Genomic DNA, 16,253 nt, shown 5'->3' on the forward strand with positions numbered 1-16,253 from the left:
GAAAAGTCTGTCGACTTTTCTGGAAGACGTTCGAACGGCGACCGGTGTCGGGTAGGGCCTCGGTCATGCCGGGATCGGCGCGTCCTCGCGCAGCAACTGCTTGCTTTTCAGTTCGGCCCAGAAATCCGAGGGAATGGGGTGGCTGAACCATTCCAGGTTCTGGTCGAGCTGCTCCACCGTGCGCGTTCCCGCGCAGAAGGCCGGGATGGCCGGGTGGGCGACCACGAATTGCAGCGCCGCGGCGGCAAGCGGCACCTTGTGGTCACGGCACACCGCCTCGATCCTGGCGACCTTTTCCATCACCGCGGCCGGGGCGGGGGCGTAATTGTATTTCGCGCCGGGTATGGCTCCGGTTGCCAGGATTCCGGAATTGAAGCCGCCGCCGACCAATACGGCAGCGCCGCGCTCCTGGCAAAGCGGCAGGAAGCCGTCGAGGGCCTCCTGTTCGAGAAGCGTGTAGCGACCGGCGAGGAGGAAACAGTCGAAGTCGCGCTGCTTGAGCGCCTCGTGGCAGACTTCCCATTCGTTGACACCGACGCCGATCGCCTTCACCGCGCCTTCCGAGCGCAGGCGTTCCAGGGCACGCCAGCATCCGTCCATGGCCTGCCTGAACACTTCCGGCTGATCGTCGCCACGCGTGAAGCGGTCGATGTCGTGAATGAACAGCATGTCGATGCGTTCGAGCGCGAGCCGCTGCAGGGAATCCTCGAAGGCCCTCATCGTGCCGTCATAGCTGTAGTCGAAGCTCATCGTATTCGGCGCCGCATTGACCCAGGGCGCGAAGTCGATGTCGGCACGCCTGGCCGGGTGCAGGACGCGCCCTACCTTCGACGCGACCACGAAGTCGTCGCGCCTCTTCCAGCGCAGCGCCTGCCCCAGGCGCAGTTCCGAAAGGCCGTGCCCGTACATCGGTGCCGTGTCGTAGAAGCGTACGCCGGCATTCCAGGCGTGCTGCACCATTTCGTCGGCAACGGCCTCGCTGATCTCGCGCTGGAAATTCCCGATCGGCGCCGTCCCGAAGGCAAAGGCGGTGACCTCGATGTTGCTGCGGCCGAATTTCCGCTTTTCCGATGGCTTCATGGCTTCCTCCGTTGTCATCGTTCTTCTCTGGCCTGCCCGACCCGGCCTCTCTTCGATCGCACGTCGACCGATCGGTTCCGAGGGGCTCGTCAGGCTTGACCCATTTGATCCACGTGCGTTATAGCAGTAACTAGATAGTTACAAAAGGGGAGAAGCGCATGTATCCGAGCGAAACGCAGATGCAGGTGCGCGACATGGCGCGGCAGTTCGCCGACGAGGTCGTCAAACCGCTGGCAGAGGGGCTCGATCGCGAGGAACGTTTCCCCCACGAGATCTATGAGCAGATGGGCGAGCTCGGGCTGTTCGGCATCGGCGTTCCCGAGGCCATGGGCGGCCCGGGCTTCGACACCCTGACCTACGCGCTCGTGATGGAAGAGCTTGCAAGGGGCTATGCCTCGGTTGCCGATCAATGCGGCCTGGTGGAGCTCATCTCCACGCTGCTGGTCAGGCATGGCACGCCGGCCCAGCGTGAGACCTGGCTGGCTCCGGCGATGCGCGGAACCAAGCGCGTGGCTTATTGCATTACCGAGCCGGAGGCCGGAACGGATGTTTCCGGCATCAGGACCACGGCGGAACGGGACGGGGAGGGCTGGCGCCTCAACGGCGGCAAGATCTGGATCCACAACGCGCCGGTCGCCGATGTCGGCTTCGTGCTGGCCCGGACGGATAGGGATGCCGGCCATCGCGGCATGAGCATCTTCATCGTCGATCTCAACGCCAAGGGCGTCGAGCGCGGTCCCAAGGAGCACAAGATGGGGCAGCGCGCCAGCCAGGTCGGCGCGCTCAATTTCACCGATGTGGCGCTCGGGCCGGATGCCCTGCTGGGAGAGCTCGGCAAGGGGTTCCACATGATGATGAGCGTGCTCGACAAGGGCCGCGTCGGCATCGCGGCGCTCGCCGTCGGCATCGGCCAGGCCGGCCTCGAGGCGGCCGTCGACTATGCCCGCCAGCGCAAGCAGTTCGGAAAGGCGATCGCCGAGTTCCAGGGCGTGCAATGGCTGATTGCCGACATGGCCAAGGACATCGAGGCGGCCCGTCTCCTGGTGCACAGCGCGGCGGTGAAGATCGATCGCGGGGACAATGCAACGAAGGCCTGCTCGATCGCCAAATGCTTCGCGGGCGACATGGCGGTTGCCCGCACCGCCGATGCCGTGCAGGTCTTCGGCGGTTCCGGCTATATCCGCGGCTTCGAGGTGGAGCGCCTCTATCGCGACGCCAAGATCACTCAGATCTATGAGGGCACCAACCAGATCCAGCGCATGATCATCGCCCGAGAGCTGTTCAAGCATGGGGCGCTGGCATGAGTGCGCCACTCCGTCAGGCGGCTTTCATCACCGGCTCGAGTAGGGGCATCGGCCTGGCAGCTGCCGTCGAACTGGCCAGGCACGGCTTTGCGATCGCCTTGAACGGGCCTGTCGACGACGCGGAACTGCGGCACGCCGAGGAGCGCGTGCGCGCCCTCGATGTACCCGTCACGCGCGTCGCCGGCGACATAGCCGACATCGGCGCGCATGAGGCGATGCTCGACCTGGCCGAAAAGGCGCTGGGGCCGCTCTCGACCCTGATCAACAATGCAGGCGTATCGGTCCTGAACCGCGGCGACCCGCTCGATGTCAGCGAGGAAAGCTATGACCGCTGCCAGGCCGTCAATGCCAAGGCGCAATTCTTCCTGTGCCAGAAATGGGCGAGGCGCGTTCTTGCGCGGGACCGCAATGACGGCCGCTTCTATTCGATCGTGAATGTGTCGTCGTCGAATGCCGATGCGGTCGCCGAGCCGCGGGCGGAGTACTGCGTCTCGAAGGCCGGCTCGGCCATGGTGAGCAAGGTGTTCGCCGTGCGCCTGGGCCGCGAGAACATCGCCGTCTACGATATCAGGCCGGGCCTGATCGAGACCGCGATGACGCAGTCGGTGACGAGCCTGTATCAGCGGCGCATCGACGAGGAGGGCCTGACGCTGATGCGGCGCCTGGGCCGGCCCGAGGATGTCGGCGCGGTGATGGCGACGCTCGCCACCGGCAGGCTCCCCTATACGACAGGTCAGGTGATCGCCGTGGATGCCGGCATGCTGGTGCCGAGATTTTGAGGAAACTGCAATGATCCGTCTTCCCGACACCAATGGCGCTTTCTCCGACTATCGGCTCAGCGGCAAGGTGATCCCGGCCGCCCGCTTGCCCGCCGGCGCGGCGCGCGTCGTGTTTTCGGCGGCCCATGTCGTGGCCGATCCTTTCACGGCCAATGATCCTTCCGGGCCTGCCACCATCGACTGGAAGGCGACGATGGCGTTTCGCCATCATCTGAACGATCTCGGCCTCGGCATTGCCGAAGCGATGGATACCGCCCAGCGCGGTATGGGCCTGGACTGGCCGGGGGCCCTCGAACTCATCCGGCGCACCCGCGAAGAGCTTCCGCAGGCGCTGATCTTCAACGGATGCGGCACCGACCAACTGGAACCGAGCCGGGCGCGGAGCCTGGACGACGTCCGTCGCGCCTATCTCGAACAGGTGGAAGCCATCCAGGCCCTGGGAGGGCGCCTCATCCTGATGGCGAGCCGCGCCCTTGCCGCGGTGGCCGGTTCACCGGACGATTATGTGAAGGTCTATGGCGATGTCCTGGCTCGCTGCGACCGGCCCGTCATCCTTCACTGGCTCGGCGACATGTTCGACCCGGCGCTCAAGGGTTACTGGGGCAGCGGCAGCTTCGAGGCCGCCATGGAGGTGGCGCTGCGCGTCATCGAAGAGAACGTGGCGAAGGTGGACGGCATCAAGATTTCGCTCCTGGACAAGGCCAAGGAAATCGCGATGCGGCGGCGCCTTCCTGCCGGCGTCAAGATGTATACGGGCGATGACTTCAACTATCCGGACTTGATTGCCGGCGACGAGGTCGGCTTTTCGCACGCCCTTCTCGGGATCTTTGATCCCCTCGCGCCGGCTGCGGCCTTCGCCATCCAGAAACTGGGGGAGGGCGACATCAGGGCCTTCCATGCGGTGCTGGATCCCACCGTCCCGCTGGCCCGGCTCATCTTCCGGGCACCCACGCAGTTCTACAAGACGGGCGTCGTCTTCCTCGCCTGGCTCAACGGCTTCCAGGAGCATTTCGTCATGCTAAGCGGGGCGCAGGCGATGCGGCCGCTGCCCTATTTCGTCGAACTCTTCAAGCATGCCGATGTCTGCGGCCTGCTGCGCGCCCCGGACCTGGCAGCCGATCGCATGCGCAAGCTGCTCGCGCTCTACGGCGCCTGAGCCCCCGCGATGCGCGATTTCTCGACGGATCATTCGGCGCTCGCCCTGAATACCGCGACGCTCGGGCATAATCTGGATGGCCATGGCGCCGGCTGGCCGGTCGAGCGGGTCATCGATGCCTGTGCCGAGCGCGGCTTTGGCGGGATCGTGTTCTGGCGCCGGGAAATCGGGGATCGAGCCATCGAGATCGGCAATCGTGCCCGCAAGGCAGGCCTCACGGTGGCAGGTCTCTGCCGCAGCCCCTTCCTGGTGGGTCCGATGGCGCCACGGCCTTCATCCGCTCTGCGCGACGACTTCCAGGCCTCGATCGACATGGCGGCAGGGCTCGGGACCTCGATCCTGACCATCGTCGTCGGCGGGGTCGAGCCGGAAAGCCGGGGGGTGGAGGACAGCCTGAAACGGGTGGCCGAACGGGTCGCCGAGGCCGCGCCCTACGCGGCGCAGCGGGGCGTGGGCCTGGCGCTCGAACCGCTCAACCCCGTCTATGCCGGCAACCGCTCCTGTCTCGTCACGGTGCGGGACGCCATCGATTTATGCGAAGCCATCGACGCGGCCAATGTCGGCATTGCGGTCGATGTCTATCACGTCTGGTGGGACACCTCGCTTGCGCGCGAACTCCGGCGCGCCGGCAAGGACCGCATCCTGGGATATCATCTGTGCGACTGGCTCGCCGAGACGCGCGATGTGCTGCTCGATCGCGGCATGATGGGGGACGGTGTCGCCGATCTCAAAGCGCTGCGTGCAGCGGTGGAGGCCGCGGGCTATCGGGGTTTTTGCGAGGTCGAGGTCTTCTCCGCCGAGAACTGGTGGAAGCGCGATCCGGCGCAGGTGCTCGACGCCTGCGTCGAGCGCTTTCGCTCCGTCTGCTGAAGCGTCCGACAAGATGGCAGTCGTCGATCATAAATCGTCGAGCGGCTGATCTTCGAGAAGCCTTCCGGCGATGGCCAGGCGAAGCCCTCATGACCGTTCGGCACTTCGCATCGCAGTGGCGACCAGGCGATAGCGGGCCTGGATCACGCGATAATCGCGATACCAGTTCACGAGGTCACTCCAGGGATCGTTGATCTTGGCGAGCCCCGAGACGAAGGCGACGACCGTGCCGATTTCCGTCTGGCCCTGGACGACGAGATAGCCGCCAATGCCCAGAATGATTGCCGTGCCCAGGGAATTGAGCCAGTTCATCGCGAAGTTGAGCGCGAATTTGAGCCGGTAAATGCTCATGTTCAGCCGAAAGACCTGGTCGACGCGCCTGGACTGGGAATGATTGGTCTTTTCGTCGCGCTCGACCGTGTCGACCAGCATCACGCTGATCTTGCGCAGCACCCAGATGCGGGCTCCCACCCGCCGGTTTATCGCGCCTTGCAGCAGCGGTACCAGGAAACATTGCGGCAGAAAGACGAGAATGCCGACAAGCGCCATCAGTGGCTGGAGATAGGTGAGATAGCCAAATACAGAGAGCAATATGCCGATCTGGAGGATTGGATCGGAAAGGCTTGCGCCGACAAAACCGCCGATCGGATCGACCTCGGCGACGACGATGGCAATTTCAACGCCGCCGGCCTTGCCGGAGGGCAGCACCGAGTCGGGCCGCTGCGCGACATGCGAGATCTCGTTTCGAAGCCATCGTACCGCCGACTCGCCGATCCAGTTGCGATAGAGATTGAGTCCGATCTTGATCAGGCCTTGCAGCAAGGTGAGAGCGGCGAAGGCGATCGCCAGGGTCAGCACGACGTAGAGATCGCCTCCCTTCACGGCGGAATTGACCAGCCGCCGCTGCACCTCGAGCGGCACGGTGTCCGCGATGAACAGCAGGACGGCCCCCAGAGCGATCCAGATCTGATGTCGGCCTGAAACCCAGATGATGAAGCCGATCAGGGTTTCCGGCATTGGGGCATTAGGCGAGGTATGCGGGCTCTCATGCGGGCCCACCTGCGCCGTAACCAGTCTGTAGGCTGCCGCCAGGAATTGTCGAAGCACTGCTCTGCGACCTGAAAATGTTGCGCCTTTCAACGTCGGCCGGAGGCTAGCTGTTCCAAGGCAAGGCAGCACTTCGTGATCAACGCCCTCCAATTCCGGTCAGGCGCTGGCCATCGAGGAGGGCAGCCGGAATCGAGGCCCGGAGCCATGAAACCCCGGACCAAGGCTTCCGTGGCAAGGCCTCAGTAATAGGCCGTGCACACCCTGTTGCCATATTCGTCATAGCCGACCCGTGCGCATGAACGCCCGCCGTCGGGGGGCGCCGTCGCGGCGCCTACTGCGGCACCTCCCACGGCGCCGACGGCACCGCCGATGAGCGCGCCGCGTCCAGGGTGCCGGTTCGAGACGGCAGCACCCACCGCAGCGCCGCCAATGCCACCGATAACCGCTCCGCCAGCGGCGCGATCGCCGGGACTGTCACTCGCACAGGCTGCGACGGACATGGCGATACCGGCCGCCGCGAGGATTCTAAGCAATTCAGCCATGATCGTTATCCCTGGTTGCAATAGTGCAAGAACCCCGCACTGTAGGGATCGTTCCATTTCGAAACAGCGATGTAGGGACGCTTGAGCTCGGCGGCTTACCCGATCAAAGCAAGCAGGCAAGGCAAGCAGGCAGGTCAGACCTGCACGGGCGGGAACAAAGCTCGGTTGACGAGGTTTGATAGCACCACAGTAAAGAGGTGCCGCCATGCTTCACTGGATCCTCATTCTATTGATCATTGCCGCCGCGGCCAGCTTGCTGGGACTGCCGGCACTCGCGGGGGCTGCCGCAACGGGAGCCCGGGTCCTGATCGGGATCGCGCTGATCCTGTTCCTGCTCGTGCTGCTGGGTGTCCTCACCGTTGCCTAGGGCAAAGCGCGCTTAGGCGTGAACCCTGGCTGCTCTGACGTTTTGTCTCGTTTTGACGCGTTTTCGGAATATCTATCAGCTCTTCTGGAAGAACGCTTTCGGCGCGCCTACCGCCCCGCGTCCAGCCACATCCCCCAATGCCTGGCGCGGGTCTCGGGGCGTCATGGCACCGCCTCCGTTGCACCGCCGGCCGCACCGATGTTTCGATGGCCATGTCTGTTTTCAATGGCCATGTCTGTTTTCAATGGTCGTGCCTGTTGACGCGTGTGCGCCGCCCAATCAAACATCGGTGGGACGCAATCGTTCAAACGGACGGTTGCAGGCCTTTGGATTGCTGCCGACGTGGTCGCATATCCGCCTGACACTGCGCGTCGAGAAGTCACCGATGCCCAAGAAAACGGGACCACCTCGACCGAACAGACCTTTGTCCGCGGGAACGAACCCACCGTCGGGCGGGGCCGGCATCGGTGGCCTTCTGCTGGTCATCGAATATCAGGATGCCGCCGGCCGCCGGCGGTTTCGGCCGGTCACGCTCTGGTCGATCAAACCAGGACGGGACGGCGTGCCCCGTCTTCTCGGCTACAGCCACGATCAGGGGGACCTTCGTTCCTTCCGGCTCGACAGAATCCTGTCGATCGCCGACGCCGATGGCGTGCTTCAGGAGCCCCTGGACGTGTTCTACAGGCAGGTGCTCGGCGTATCCTGGTCACCGGCGCGCGCTGAAATCTCCGCAGCCGATCGGGCAGGGGAACGTTGGGCCGTGATCCGCAGGGTCGCGCGGGAGAATGGCCTCGTTCTCGCCGTCGCTGTCGCGAGGGCCGACCTGCAAATGTCGGGCGAGGAGGTGACGGTCATGCTCGATCGTGTCGAAGCCGCCTGCGCCGCCGGGGGTATCGACCTGAGTCCGGACGACTTGGAGCGGGCCGGCCGGTGGATCCGGCGTATGCGCCCGTCGGCGGATGCCGTGGGCAAGAACCTGCGCGAGCTCGATGCGGCTGCGCCAGCGGTGAAGGCCAAGCTGATCGAATTTTGCCTGGCGGTGGCCGACAGCGATGGTTTTCGTCATCATCGGGAGCTTACGCTCATCGACCAATTCTCGCGTGCCCTTCTCGGGGAAAGCCTCGCGTTGCGCCGCGCTTTCGGGGGCGACGGCCAAGCCGGCTGAACATCGGATCGCTGCCGAACTTGCCGACGAACTCCACAGCTTGAAATTTTGATGGGTTAGTCAAGAATTGCGAAGGCTTTTCCAGCCGGTCTGGTGAGCAGTCCTGGACACAAAGAGTTGCTCTAGTGCCGTTTGAAATACTGGATCTCGCGTTCGTGTTTTTGGGCGGCTTCCTTGGATTGGAACGTGCCGAGATTGCGTCTTTTGCCGGTCTTGGAATCCACCTTTCGCGAGTAGATGCGATATTCCCCTGATTTCAATTTTCGGATCATCGCGCGAATTCTCCCGTCTGTCTCGAAGATATCCGTCGGCGATCTGCTCCCAAACACTGGAGCGACCGCTGCGGCAGCCGAACGGCCCGACCCCGGGGATCTCGGGTCGATCTGTAGGGGCCGAGCCGCCACGGCCGATGCTGCATCGGCCGAACGAAGCCTGGAGCGCCGGGCGTTCCGTGCTTCGCCCTTTCCCAACCCGATTTTGGCCGCATCGTTCCATCTTGGGTTTCCCGACATGCCGGCATCCGGGGATCGACCGAATGTTCATGTGGACGCGGACCGGAACGAATGTCCTTGGCTTGCGTTCAAAGTCCACGCGGCAATTTGGCCTGGAGGGACTGGAAATGATCACCGGCAGCCTGAAATGGTTCAACTACGACAAGGGCTATGGCTTCATCGCGCCCGATGACGGCAGCGTCGACGCTTTCGTGCATATCAGGGAACTCGAACGCAGCGGCATCGGCACGGTGCGGGAGGGCCAGCGCATGAGCTATGACCTGGTGGTCGATTCAAAGACCGGCAAGTCGAAGGCCGGCAATCTCAAGATCCTGCCCTCCGAGGGAATGGCAGGAGTCTGAGCGGCGATTGCCGGCGGCTCGGCGCTATGAGGCGATGACCAGCGTCACTTCGTCCGTGTCGTCGAACGTCATGGCGATCACCGAGGACGGCGCCGACCCGTACTCTTCCAGTGCGGCTTGCAGGCGAGGCGTCTCGGCGATCACCTTTCTCATATGCCGCAGCTCGCCCGGGCCCGTTTCGGCGATCTGCTGATTGGCGGCGATCCGCTGCGGGATCGACAGCTCGTCGAAGGTGGCGACAGAGACCGTCCGGATCTCTCCGGGTGCACGCTCGATTACCCCGTCACTGGCCGAGCCCGCCGGATTGGTCAGGGGCTGGGCGAGGCCAACGGCACCGCCATAAGCCAGGATGATCGCTGCGAATGTCGCAGACAGAAACTTGCGCATGATGTCTCCTTTCCCGATCGTGGTCAGGGATCATCATTGGAGAGCTTCGCACAGCATCGGTTCGATCATTTGCCGTCCGGATGGCGATTTTGTGGGATCGACTCCGCTGCGGGCGGCTCGGGTCAGGCCTCGCCTCGCCGTGGCGCAGTCCCGGCATGCCAGCCGGGCGTTTCCGGGGCGGTTCAGCGAGGTGCGGTGCCACCGGCTGGAAAGGACGGATTCTTGCGGATGCCGTGGAGCAATTCAATCGCGGCGTTGAGTTGCACATCGTCCTTTTCGTCAACGGGGACATAGGCAGACGAGCCCCCCTGCTCGGTATCGCCCTGCCCGCCGAGATGTCCCTTGAGGCCGGCTTCACCGCCGGCGGCATCCTGGATCTTCGTATTGGCCGGAATATTCTGCTTCACCACGATTTCCGGATCGATGCCCTTGGCTTGGATCGATCGGCCCGATGGCGTGTAGTAGCGGGCGGTCGTCAAGACGAGAGCGCCATTGTCACCAAGCGGAAAGACGGTCTGAACCGATCCCTTGCCGAAAGAACGCGTCCCCAGAATTGTCGCGCGGCGGTGATCCTGCCACGCACCTGCCACGATTTCGGCGGCAGAAGCCGAGCCCCCGTTGATAAGCACGATGATCGGCTTGGTATGAACGAGGCCACCTTCCGTGGCGCTATAGCGCAGGGAATCGTCGGCTCCCCGTCCGCGCGTGGAGACGATTTCTCCCCGCCCGACCAGGGCACCGGCCACCTCGACGGCCTGGCTGAGCAGGCCGCCTGGATTGTTGCGCATGTCGATGATGTAGCCGGCAGGAGTCCGGCCTCCCTTGTCGGCCCCGGCTTGCGTCATGGCTTTCAGGAAGTCGTCGGATGTGTTGCCGCTGAATTGGGCGATGCGGATATAGGCGATGTCGCCGCCGATCTTCCTGGTCCGTACGGAAGACAGCTTGATGGTATCGCGGATGAGCTTGACGTCTACCGGCTGGGCATCGCCGCCGCGCCGGACCGTGAGGGTGACCGTGCTGTTCTCGGGCCCGCGCATTTTCTGGCTGGCTTCCTGCAGCGGCATGCCCTGTGTGGATTTGCCGTCGATCGCCGTGATGATGTCGCCGGAAAGAAGGCCGGCCTTTGCCGCGGGCGTATCGTCGATGGCGGAGACCACCTTGAGCCGTTCACCCTCGAGGGTGACTTCGAGCCCAATTCCCGAAAAGGCGCCCGAAGTCTGGGTCTGCAAGTCCCGAAAACCGGCGGCATCGACGTAGCGCGAGTGCGGATCGAGGGCGGACACCATGCCGTTGATGGCGCCTGCGACAAGCTGGGCGTCGTCAGGCTCGGTCACGTAATTGGCGCGCACCTGCTCATAGACATCGCCGAAGCGATTGAGCTGCCGATAGGCGTCATCGGCGGAAGCGTTGGCGTTGCCGAGCAGACCGGAATGCGTGAGGGCGAATGCGGTTGTCGCGCCCATTGCGATGCCACCCAGCAGGAGCGAAACTCTGCCATACATTTGCGCACCTCTTCCCGAAGACGCGAAAGCTATCCGCTTCGCAAACAGCCGAGCTTAAACGGCGGGATGAAGCAGGCCGGCCGCACCGGCCTGTCGCGAAATTGGCGCCGGTATCAAGCCCGGAACATCCTATCTCAGGCTGCCTTGCTCAACATGACCACGGTGTCGGTCTGCTGCGGCAGCTGCGGCACCAGGCTGGAATGATATTCATCGCGCCAGTGGGCGAGCCTCACCAGCCGAGCCACTTCCATCTTCTGGGCGCCGTCCTTGTCCGATGCCATCGGCTCAACGATGTTGAGCCCTTCGTCGTCGACAAAGAAAGTATGCTCTCCGAACAGTCGGGCGAACTGGTTGTATACGGGATGATTTTCGGCGACGGGCTCAGCCCTGATCTGATTCAGTGCTTGCGTCACATGAGTGGGCGACAGCTTCATTGGAACAACTCCCAGGCTGCAGCCACCATAAAGGCGACCAATCGGATGTCTGCCGACGGCCAGGGAACGTCATAACGCCCTTCAAAGCCTAAGGCCTCGCACGACGAGGCAATGCAGTTCCCCAAGCGCCAGGACAGACCTCACGCTCTATTCCACAAAGCTGCCACATCAATCCGGCCATATTCTGGCCGCTGGAAGGCAATTGCATGAAGGGACAATACTCGGAGTTTGAGTTCCAGCATTTCGAGAGAAGAAGACGGCAAGCGGCCTGTCTAACCCGCTTTCTTGGCGTCCCTCAGGGCTCTTTGGAGCTTGAAGGCAAGTTCGAGCAAACGTTGCGGAATGGGTTCCCGCTCGACGCGGGCCAGGATACGCGCCACTTCCTTGTCTGCGGATGTTGCCTTATCTTCCTTGTCTGCAGGTCTAGCCTTGCCGCTCTTTTGATCGTCATTCACTGGACTGCTCGTCTCGCCGTTGGTCAGGGGCAACTTGCACGAGCCGAAGAACGTCAAGGAGCGGTTTCCCCGGTCGCCTGCCAACAGACTAGGAGGTTTGTGCTGGGAAGTCACTTGCAAAGGTCCTGTCGCATTTGCCGCCCGCGCATGGCCGGTCCGGAATCGATATGGCCTTGCTAACCATCCTCCCTCGACAATGTTCCCAGCATGGGGAACAGTCCGCCTCCAGCGGGCGAGGAAGAACGACGCGTCCGCGATTATGGCGGGCACGTCGTGATGCCGGGAGGATTCAAGTAGTCGGCGGGTATTATCTCAATCGGATGGCCCTTTGACTTTCACGCCCTGGTTTCCAATCGTAATCTCTACGGTATTCTTGTTCCTTTCATGGTAGACATAGGCACCGATTCCGGCGGCTGCCACGATTATGACTACCAACAAAATAAGAGTGTTGCGGCTCATATCTTCTTCCGATGCGATTGACTGTCGGACACTAACGCATCGTCACCCGCTACGGTTCCGCTACCCTCGCGGCCGCCAGCCCTGGGTCGAAACTCCCGGTGAAAAATTCAGGTCACGCATTCAGTCGAGCAACTGGTGACCCACAACCGTAAAGGTCCTGTCCAGGATGTCGCAAAGCCATGGAAGCGTATCCTGGTCCGGTGGCTTGCTGTCCGCCAGGTCGATGGCGGCCAGCAGTGTTTGCTCGACCAACCGGTCGGCGGCCGCCTTGCCGTGAAGATGTCGGCGTGCTCTGAGCCTGAGTTCGGGAAGGAAGCCGGCGACGTCCGTGGTCGGGTCCGCCGCGGCGGTTTCGTTTTCGTCCTGCGCCCTGCGGCGCGCCACGAACAGGGTCTCCAGCAGGGCGTGACGCCCTCCCGACTTGCCAACCTTCTCGACATGTCTGAGATGGGTGGGAATGACGTCTTCGTCGTAGCTGCTGAAGAAGACGAACGGAATACCCAGCGCCAGCAGGCGGTCTGCGATGGGAAAGACCATCTTGCCATTGATGTTGACGTCGAGAATGGCTGCGTTGGCCGAGGTCACATGATCTTGCGCGGCCTCGATCGTCGGTGCCGGCCCGAGGATGACAGCCCCTTTCTCTTCGAAATAGTCAGCCAGATCGCCGGCGAGAAATATCTCGTCCTCGACGATCAGGAGACGCATGCCATGGAGTTGTTGCATGGGTCGTCACTCACTTTGAGGCAGTTAGGCAGAACGCGGATGTCGTATTTTCCAACGTGGCGAAGCTGTCCTTTCGGACCGGCCTTCGTTCCGCGTTCCGCTCACCCGGTACTCGTGTGTAACGATGCAAACTTGCACATGTTCCCCGTGACGATCGGGGACGGTTACAGTACCGTTACGGTAGGTTGTTACTCTCTGGTCAGACGCGCAATGGTTTCGAGCAAGGCCTGATGCTGGACGGGTTTGCTCAGCACCGGCGCGTCGGGAACCTTTTGCCGCAGGGTGTCGGGGAGCATCTTGCCCGTGCAGAAGGCGATAGGAATGCCGCGGGCTGCAAGCAGATCGACCACGGGCTCGCTGGTGTCGTTGCCGAGGCTGATGTCCAGGACAGCCGCCGTGATGGCCTGCTGTTCGGTGACTTCCAACGCCGAGGCCAGGGTCAGACACGGGCCGGCGATGCGGGCGCCGGCCGACATCAGCGTATCTTCGATGTCGAGCGCGATGATGATTTCATCGTCGGCGACCAGGATCGTGTGGCCCTCCAGGATACCGCCGGGGACTGTCTCGGTCGTGGTCATGGCATTTTCCTCCCGCCGGCCCGCATGGATTCGCTCAATTTCCTGTGGCTCGACGAACAAGGCAATTCGAAAAATGGTGCGGCTATGGCGATGCCTGAGCCATCGCGGCTTCTTCCCACCTCTTCCCTCCATATAAGTGTGACCGCCGGCACAGGCAGGCCGGCGGCGTGAGGCACAAGGAGGACCTAGAACGTCGCCTGGCTGTGTTCGCCGCCCGGGCGGGCAATCTCGCTGAGAGCGGCCCCAGCCTTGTCGGTTTCGTGGGTGCGCGCGAGATCGCTCAGGGAGACGATGCCGACCAGGCGCTTGTCACGATTGACCACGGGAAGTCTGCGCACCTGGATCTCGCCCAGATTATCAAGGACATCCTCTATCTCTTCATCGTCAAAACAATATTTGACGTCCGCGGTCATGACATCCCGGACAAGGCTCTCCGCGCCCCGCCCTGCGGCGACGCCGCGGACGGCGATATCGCGGTCCGTGATCATGCCCACCAGCCGATCGGCGTGCGCGACGGGAAGCATGCCGATGTCGAGGCCAAGCATGAGCTGCGCCGCTTTCTGGATCGTCTCGTCCGGCGTGGCGACGCAGACTTCGGTCGTCATGGCTTGCCTGATTTTCATCATAACCTCCTTTGCCGTTCTAGCGTCCGCCCGGCTCACTCCCCGTGCCGGCCGAACTGTCGAATTGAGCGCGCTGTTGCGCGGGCTCGGAGCCGGTCGCAAGGGCCTCGGTATCTTCCGGGCCTTCCGGAAATTCGACGGAGATGTTGACGTTTCGGCGTTCCTTGAGGTCCAGCGAGGCCGCGGCCACAGCGGTTTCGAAAGCTGCCTCCGGAAGCTCGTATCCGCCGCCACGCTTGCCATCGTGTTCGATGACCCAGCCATCGGCTCTGCCAATGATGCGATAGGATGCTTGAGACATCATCGATCTCCCTGTCGGATCGGTTGCGATACAGACGAAACGCGGGCCTGCGGATCCCTATCGAGTACCTGCGGCCGTTCCGATACCTGCTTGCCTATCAAACGACACCCGCGGAGGAGGGTTCCATCGCCGGGAGCCCTTTTTGCCAGCCTCGGGGCTGCGATGACGGTATCGTGCGGGTTGTGGCGGAACCTTCGGAGCGCGAAATGGTTGTCGCCAGCAATGGAATACCGAGGGGATCGACAGGTACAGGATGAACGACCAAACGGGTTGGCAATTTCTCAATCACGGCGGCGATATGCTGCCCTCCGTCCGCGTCGACGGATACAATATCGGCCTGCGCGACAAGGAGGGTTTTGTCGGCGACAGGGCTAATACGGGTGCTTTTCTCGAAAAGCTGGAGGAATTGCGCCTGCTTTACCGCAAGGCCGGCGAAGATCCCCTGGGCGAGGAAGCCACCGAGGAAATCAAGCGCAAGCAGATCGACGAGATGTTGACAGGCGACGATCTGAACAGCGCCGCGCTGGTGCATGGAGCGCTGGAGGAGTTTGCCCGCTCGCTGTCGAGCGTGATCCGCCGTTTCCTGCGAACCGCCTCCTGGCAGCGCACCGAGCGGATCGTCATCGGCGGAGGTTTTCGGGAAAGCCGTGTCGGACGGCTGGCGATTGCGCGGACCCAGGCCCTGCTCAGCGGGGAGGGGATCAAGGTGGAAGTGGTGCCGATCGCCAATCACCCCGATGAAGCGGGACTGATCGGCAGCCTGCACATGCTGCCGCCCTATGTGCTGGCCAATCATGACGGCATGCTGGCGGTGGATATCGGCGGGCGCAACATCCGCGCCGGAATCGTGCTGAGCCAGGTGGACAAGCAAGCCGACCTTGGCCGGGCCAAGGTGGAAAAACTGGTGATCTGGCGTCATGCCGATGACGAACCGGCGCGGACGGCGGCGATCGGCCGTCTTGGCGAGATGCTGCAGGACCTGCGTTCCCGCGCGGAGAAGAACAAGATCAGGCTTACCCCTGTAATCGGCGTCGGCTGTCCGGGCGCTATCAAACCCGACGGTTCCATCGCGCGAGGGGGCCAGAATCTGCCGGGTTCCAACTGGGAAGGCGCCAATTTCAATCTGCCGGCCGCCTTGCTCAAATTCGTGCCGAAGATCGGCGGGCAGGCGACCCACATCGTTCTTCACAACGATGCGGTCGTTCAGGGCTTGTCGGAGGTGCCCCGCATGGGCGACGTCAAGCGCTGGGGCATATTGACCATCGGCACCGGGCTGGGCAATGCGCGCTTCACCAACAGGCAGACGGAAAAGGGCAAAGGCTCCGCCCGGTGATGCCCCCGCAAGGCCTAGGCCCCATTGGAACCGAATTGCTACCGGACCGTTCAGGAAGTCCGTACCTCAGCGGAGTGGAGCACGATGTCCGAGAAAAAGATCAAGACGAAGGAGCCTCTGGGACGCCCCAACGACAACGGGCGGAACGAAGAGGCGGAAAAGCTCAAACATGGCGAAACGCCGAAGGATCAGACCGGAGCGCCCAAGGGCAGAAACCGCAGCAATGCCGGCGAGACCACTTCGTGAAAAGGCCTGGCCGGACCAGGGGTGCTGACCGGCTCCGATTTCCATG

General features: G+C 62.9%; 20 protein-coding genes. 9 read left to right on the forward strand and 11 right to left on the reverse strand.

Features of this window, described 5'->3' with window-relative positions:
• Positions 1-63: 63 nt before the first annotated feature.
• Positions 64-1,080, reverse strand: coding sequence for an aldo/keto reductase (locus J8I29_RS17930; protein WP_209432709.1), 1,017 nt, complete (start codon positions 1,078-1,080; stop codon positions 64-66).
• A gap of 158 nt (positions 1,081-1,238) precedes the next feature.
• On the opposite strand from J8I29_RS17930, the gene J8I29_RS17935 reads away from it, so the two are divergent.
• From J8I29_RS17935 to J8I29_RS17950, 4 genes are read left to right on the forward strand one after another with little or no spacing between them, the layout of a single operon-like run.
• Positions 1,239-2,384, forward strand: a complete 1,146-nt coding sequence (locus J8I29_RS17935) for an acyl-CoA dehydrogenase family protein (RefSeq protein ID WP_209432710.1) — start codon at positions 1,239-1,241, stop codon at positions 2,382-2,384.
• On the forward strand, positions 2,381-3,163 hold the full coding sequence (locus tag J8I29_RS17940; RefSeq protein WP_209432711.1) for a 3-ketoacyl-ACP reductase: 783 nt from the start codon (positions 2,381-2,383) through the stop codon (positions 3,161-3,163). The genes J8I29_RS17935 and J8I29_RS17940 overlap by 4 nt, the downstream gene beginning before the upstream one ends.
• A gap of 10 nt (positions 3,164-3,173) precedes the next feature.
• The gene (locus J8I29_RS17945) at positions 3,174-4,319 is read left to right on the forward strand and encodes a dihydrodipicolinate synthase family protein (RefSeq protein WP_209432712.1); all 1,146 of its coding nucleotides are present in this window, start codon (positions 3,174-3,176) and stop codon (positions 4,317-4,319) included.
• 9 nt (positions 4,320-4,328) lie between these two features.
• On the forward strand, positions 4,329-5,189 hold the full coding sequence (locus tag J8I29_RS17950) for a sugar phosphate isomerase/epimerase family protein (RefSeq protein WP_209432713.1): 861 nt from the start codon (positions 4,329-4,331) through the stop codon (positions 5,187-5,189).
• Between the two features lie 87 nt (positions 5,190-5,276).
• Here the strand turns inward: J8I29_RS17950 and J8I29_RS17955 are convergent, their stop codons facing one another.
• Both J8I29_RS17955 and J8I29_RS17960 read right to left on the reverse strand, forming a co-directional pair.
• Positions 5,277-6,206: an ABC transporter ATP-binding protein gene (locus J8I29_RS17955; RefSeq protein WP_105860244.1), complete on the reverse strand. Its 930-nt coding sequence runs from the start codon at positions 6,204-6,206 to the stop codon at positions 5,277-5,279.
• Between the two features lie 272 nt (positions 6,207-6,478).
• Positions 6,479-6,781: a YMGG-like glycine zipper-containing protein gene (locus J8I29_RS17960; protein WP_105860245.1), complete on the reverse strand. Its 303-nt coding sequence runs from the start codon at positions 6,779-6,781 to the stop codon at positions 6,479-6,481.
• Between the two features lie 205 nt (positions 6,782-6,986).
• Between J8I29_RS17960 and J8I29_RS17965 the strand changes: the two genes are divergently transcribed.
• The 3 genes from J8I29_RS17965 (at position 6,987) to J8I29_RS17975 (ending at position 9,166) form a co-directional block, all read left to right on the forward strand.
• Positions 6,987-7,148: a DUF1328 family protein gene (locus J8I29_RS17965; RefSeq protein WP_105860246.1), complete on the forward strand. Its 162-nt coding sequence runs from the start codon at positions 6,987-6,989 to the stop codon at positions 7,146-7,148.
• A 244-nt stretch (positions 7,149-7,392) separates the two neighbouring features.
• Positions 7,393-8,313 carry a TerB family tellurite resistance protein gene (locus J8I29_RS17970; protein WP_209432714.1) on the forward strand — a complete coding sequence of 307 codons (921 nt, stop codon included), beginning with the start codon at positions 7,393-7,395 and terminating at the stop codon, positions 8,311-8,313.
• Between the two features lie 619 nt (positions 8,314-8,932).
• Positions 8,933-9,166 (forward strand): cold-shock protein, encoded by a 234-nt coding sequence (locus J8I29_RS17975; protein WP_105860636.1) that lies wholly within the window; start codon positions 8,933-8,935, stop codon positions 9,164-9,166.
• A 24-nt stretch (positions 9,167-9,190) separates the two neighbouring features.
• On the opposite strand, the gene J8I29_RS17980 is transcribed toward J8I29_RS17975, so the two are convergent.
• From J8I29_RS17980 to J8I29_RS18015, 8 genes are all read right to left on the reverse strand, one after another.
• A complete protein-coding gene (locus tag J8I29_RS17980) occupies positions 9,191-9,553 on the reverse strand; it encodes a hypothetical protein (protein ID WP_209432715.1) in 363 nt (120 codons plus the stop codon).
• A gap of 182 nt (positions 9,554-9,735) precedes the next feature.
• Positions 9,736-11,055: a S41 family peptidase gene (locus J8I29_RS17985; RefSeq protein WP_209432716.1), complete on the reverse strand. Its 1,320-nt coding sequence runs from the start codon at positions 11,053-11,055 to the stop codon at positions 9,736-9,738.
• 134 nt (positions 11,056-11,189) lie between these two features.
• Positions 11,190-11,489 (reverse strand): hypothetical protein, encoded by a 300-nt coding sequence (locus J8I29_RS17990; protein ID WP_209432717.1) that lies wholly within the window; start codon positions 11,487-11,489, stop codon positions 11,190-11,192.
• A gap of 272 nt (positions 11,490-11,761) precedes the next feature.
• On the reverse strand, positions 11,762-12,001 hold the full coding sequence (locus J8I29_RS17995; RefSeq protein ID WP_245197113.1) for a hypothetical protein: 240 nt from the start codon (positions 11,999-12,001) through the stop codon (positions 11,762-11,764).
• A 522-nt stretch (positions 12,002-12,523) separates the two neighbouring features.
• Positions 12,524-13,126, reverse strand: coding sequence for a response regulator (locus J8I29_RS18000; RefSeq protein WP_209432718.1), 603 nt, complete (start codon positions 13,124-13,126; stop codon positions 12,524-12,526).
• 188 nt (positions 13,127-13,314) lie between these two features.
• Positions 13,315-13,704, reverse strand: a complete 390-nt coding sequence (locus J8I29_RS18005; protein ID WP_105860253.1) for a response regulator — start codon at positions 13,702-13,704, stop codon at positions 13,315-13,317.
• Between the two features lie 185 nt (positions 13,705-13,889).
• The gene (locus J8I29_RS18010; RefSeq protein WP_105860254.1) at positions 13,890-14,327 is read right to left on the reverse strand and encodes a CBS domain-containing protein; all 438 of its coding nucleotides are present in this window, start codon (positions 14,325-14,327) and stop codon (positions 13,890-13,892) included.
• A gap of 19 nt (positions 14,328-14,346) precedes the next feature.
• A complete protein-coding gene (locus J8I29_RS18015) occupies positions 14,347-14,628 on the reverse strand; it encodes a hypothetical protein (RefSeq protein WP_209432719.1) in 282 nt (93 codons plus the stop codon).
• 253 nt (positions 14,629-14,881) lie between these two features.
• Between J8I29_RS18015 and J8I29_RS18020 the strand changes: the two genes are divergently transcribed.
• Both J8I29_RS18020 and J8I29_RS18025 read left to right on the forward strand, forming a co-directional pair.
• Positions 14,882-15,961 (forward strand): ROK family protein, encoded by a 1,080-nt coding sequence (locus J8I29_RS18020; protein ID WP_209432720.1) that lies wholly within the window; start codon positions 14,882-14,884, stop codon positions 15,959-15,961.
• Positions 15,962-16,045: 84 nt separating this feature from the next.
• The gene (locus J8I29_RS18025; protein ID WP_181160965.1) at positions 16,046-16,207 is read left to right on the forward strand and encodes a hypothetical protein; all 162 of its coding nucleotides are present in this window, start codon (positions 16,046-16,048) and stop codon (positions 16,205-16,207) included.
• The last annotated feature ends 46 nt before the right edge of the window (positions 16,208-16,253 follow it).

It is taken from the genome of Labrys sp. LIt4, assembly GCF_017813775.1.
Classification (GTDB): Bacteria; Pseudomonadota; Alphaproteobacteria; order Rhizobiales; family Labraceae; genus Labrys; species Labrys okinawensis_A.

Coding starts and splice junctions, on each gene's coding strand:
- J8I29_RS17930 (WP_209432709.1), bottom strand. CDS start 1,080: ATGAAGCCATCGGAAAAGCGGAAATTCGGCCGCAGCAACATCGAGGTC.
- J8I29_RS17935 (WP_209432710.1), top strand. CDS start 1,239: ATGTATCCGAGCGAAACGCAGATGCAGGTGCGCGACATGGCGCGGCAG.
- J8I29_RS17940 (WP_209432711.1), top strand. CDS start 2,381: ATGAGTGCGCCACTCCGTCAGGCGGCTTTCATCACCGGCTCGAGTAGG.
- J8I29_RS17945 (WP_209432712.1), top strand. CDS start 3,174: ATGATCCGTCTTCCCGACACCAATGGCGCTTTCTCCGACTATCGGCTC.
- J8I29_RS17950 (WP_209432713.1), top strand. CDS start 4,329: ATGCGCGATTTCTCGACGGATCATTCGGCGCTCGCCCTGAATACCGCG.
- J8I29_RS17955 (WP_105860244.1), bottom strand. CDS start 6,206: ATGCCGGAAACCCTGATCGGCTTCATCATCTGGGTTTCAGGCCGACAT.
- J8I29_RS17960 (WP_105860245.1), bottom strand. CDS start 6,781: ATGGCTGAATTGCTTAGAATCCTCGCGGCGGCCGGTATCGCCATGTCC.
- J8I29_RS17965 (WP_105860246.1), top strand. CDS start 6,987: ATGCTTCACTGGATCCTCATTCTATTGATCATTGCCGCCGCGGCCAGC.
- J8I29_RS17970 (WP_209432714.1), top strand. CDS start 7,393: ATGGTCGTGCCTGTTGACGCGTGTGCGCCGCCCAATCAAACATCGGTG.
- J8I29_RS17975 (WP_105860636.1), top strand. CDS start 8,933: ATGATCACCGGCAGCCTGAAATGGTTCAACTACGACAAGGGCTATGGC.
- J8I29_RS17980 (WP_209432715.1), bottom strand. CDS start 9,553: ATGCGCAAGTTTCTGTCTGCGACATTCGCAGCGATCATCCTGGCTTAT.
- J8I29_RS17985 (WP_209432716.1), bottom strand. CDS start 11,055: ATGTATGGCAGAGTTTCGCTCCTGCTGGGTGGCATCGCAATGGGCGCG.
- J8I29_RS17990 (WP_209432717.1), bottom strand. CDS start 11,489: ATGAAGCTGTCGCCCACTCATGTGACGCAAGCACTGAATCAGATCAGG.
- J8I29_RS18000 (WP_209432718.1), bottom strand. CDS start 13,126: ATGCAACAACTCCATGGCATGCGTCTCCTGATCGTCGAGGACGAGATA.
- J8I29_RS18005 (WP_105860253.1), bottom strand. CDS start 13,704: ATGACCACGACCGAGACAGTCCCCGGCGGTATCCTGGAGGGCCACACG.
- J8I29_RS18010 (WP_105860254.1), bottom strand. CDS start 14,327: ATGAAAATCAGGCAAGCCATGACGACCGAAGTCTGCGTCGCCACGCCG.
- J8I29_RS18015 (WP_209432719.1), bottom strand. CDS start 14,628: ATGTCTCAAGCATCCTATCGCATCATTGGCAGAGCCGATGGCTGGGTC.
- J8I29_RS18020 (WP_209432720.1), top strand. CDS start 14,882: ATGAACGACCAAACGGGTTGGCAATTTCTCAATCACGGCGGCGATATG.
- J8I29_RS18025 (WP_181160965.1), top strand. CDS start 16,046: ATGTCCGAGAAAAAGATCAAGACGAAGGAGCCTCTGGGACGCCCCAAC.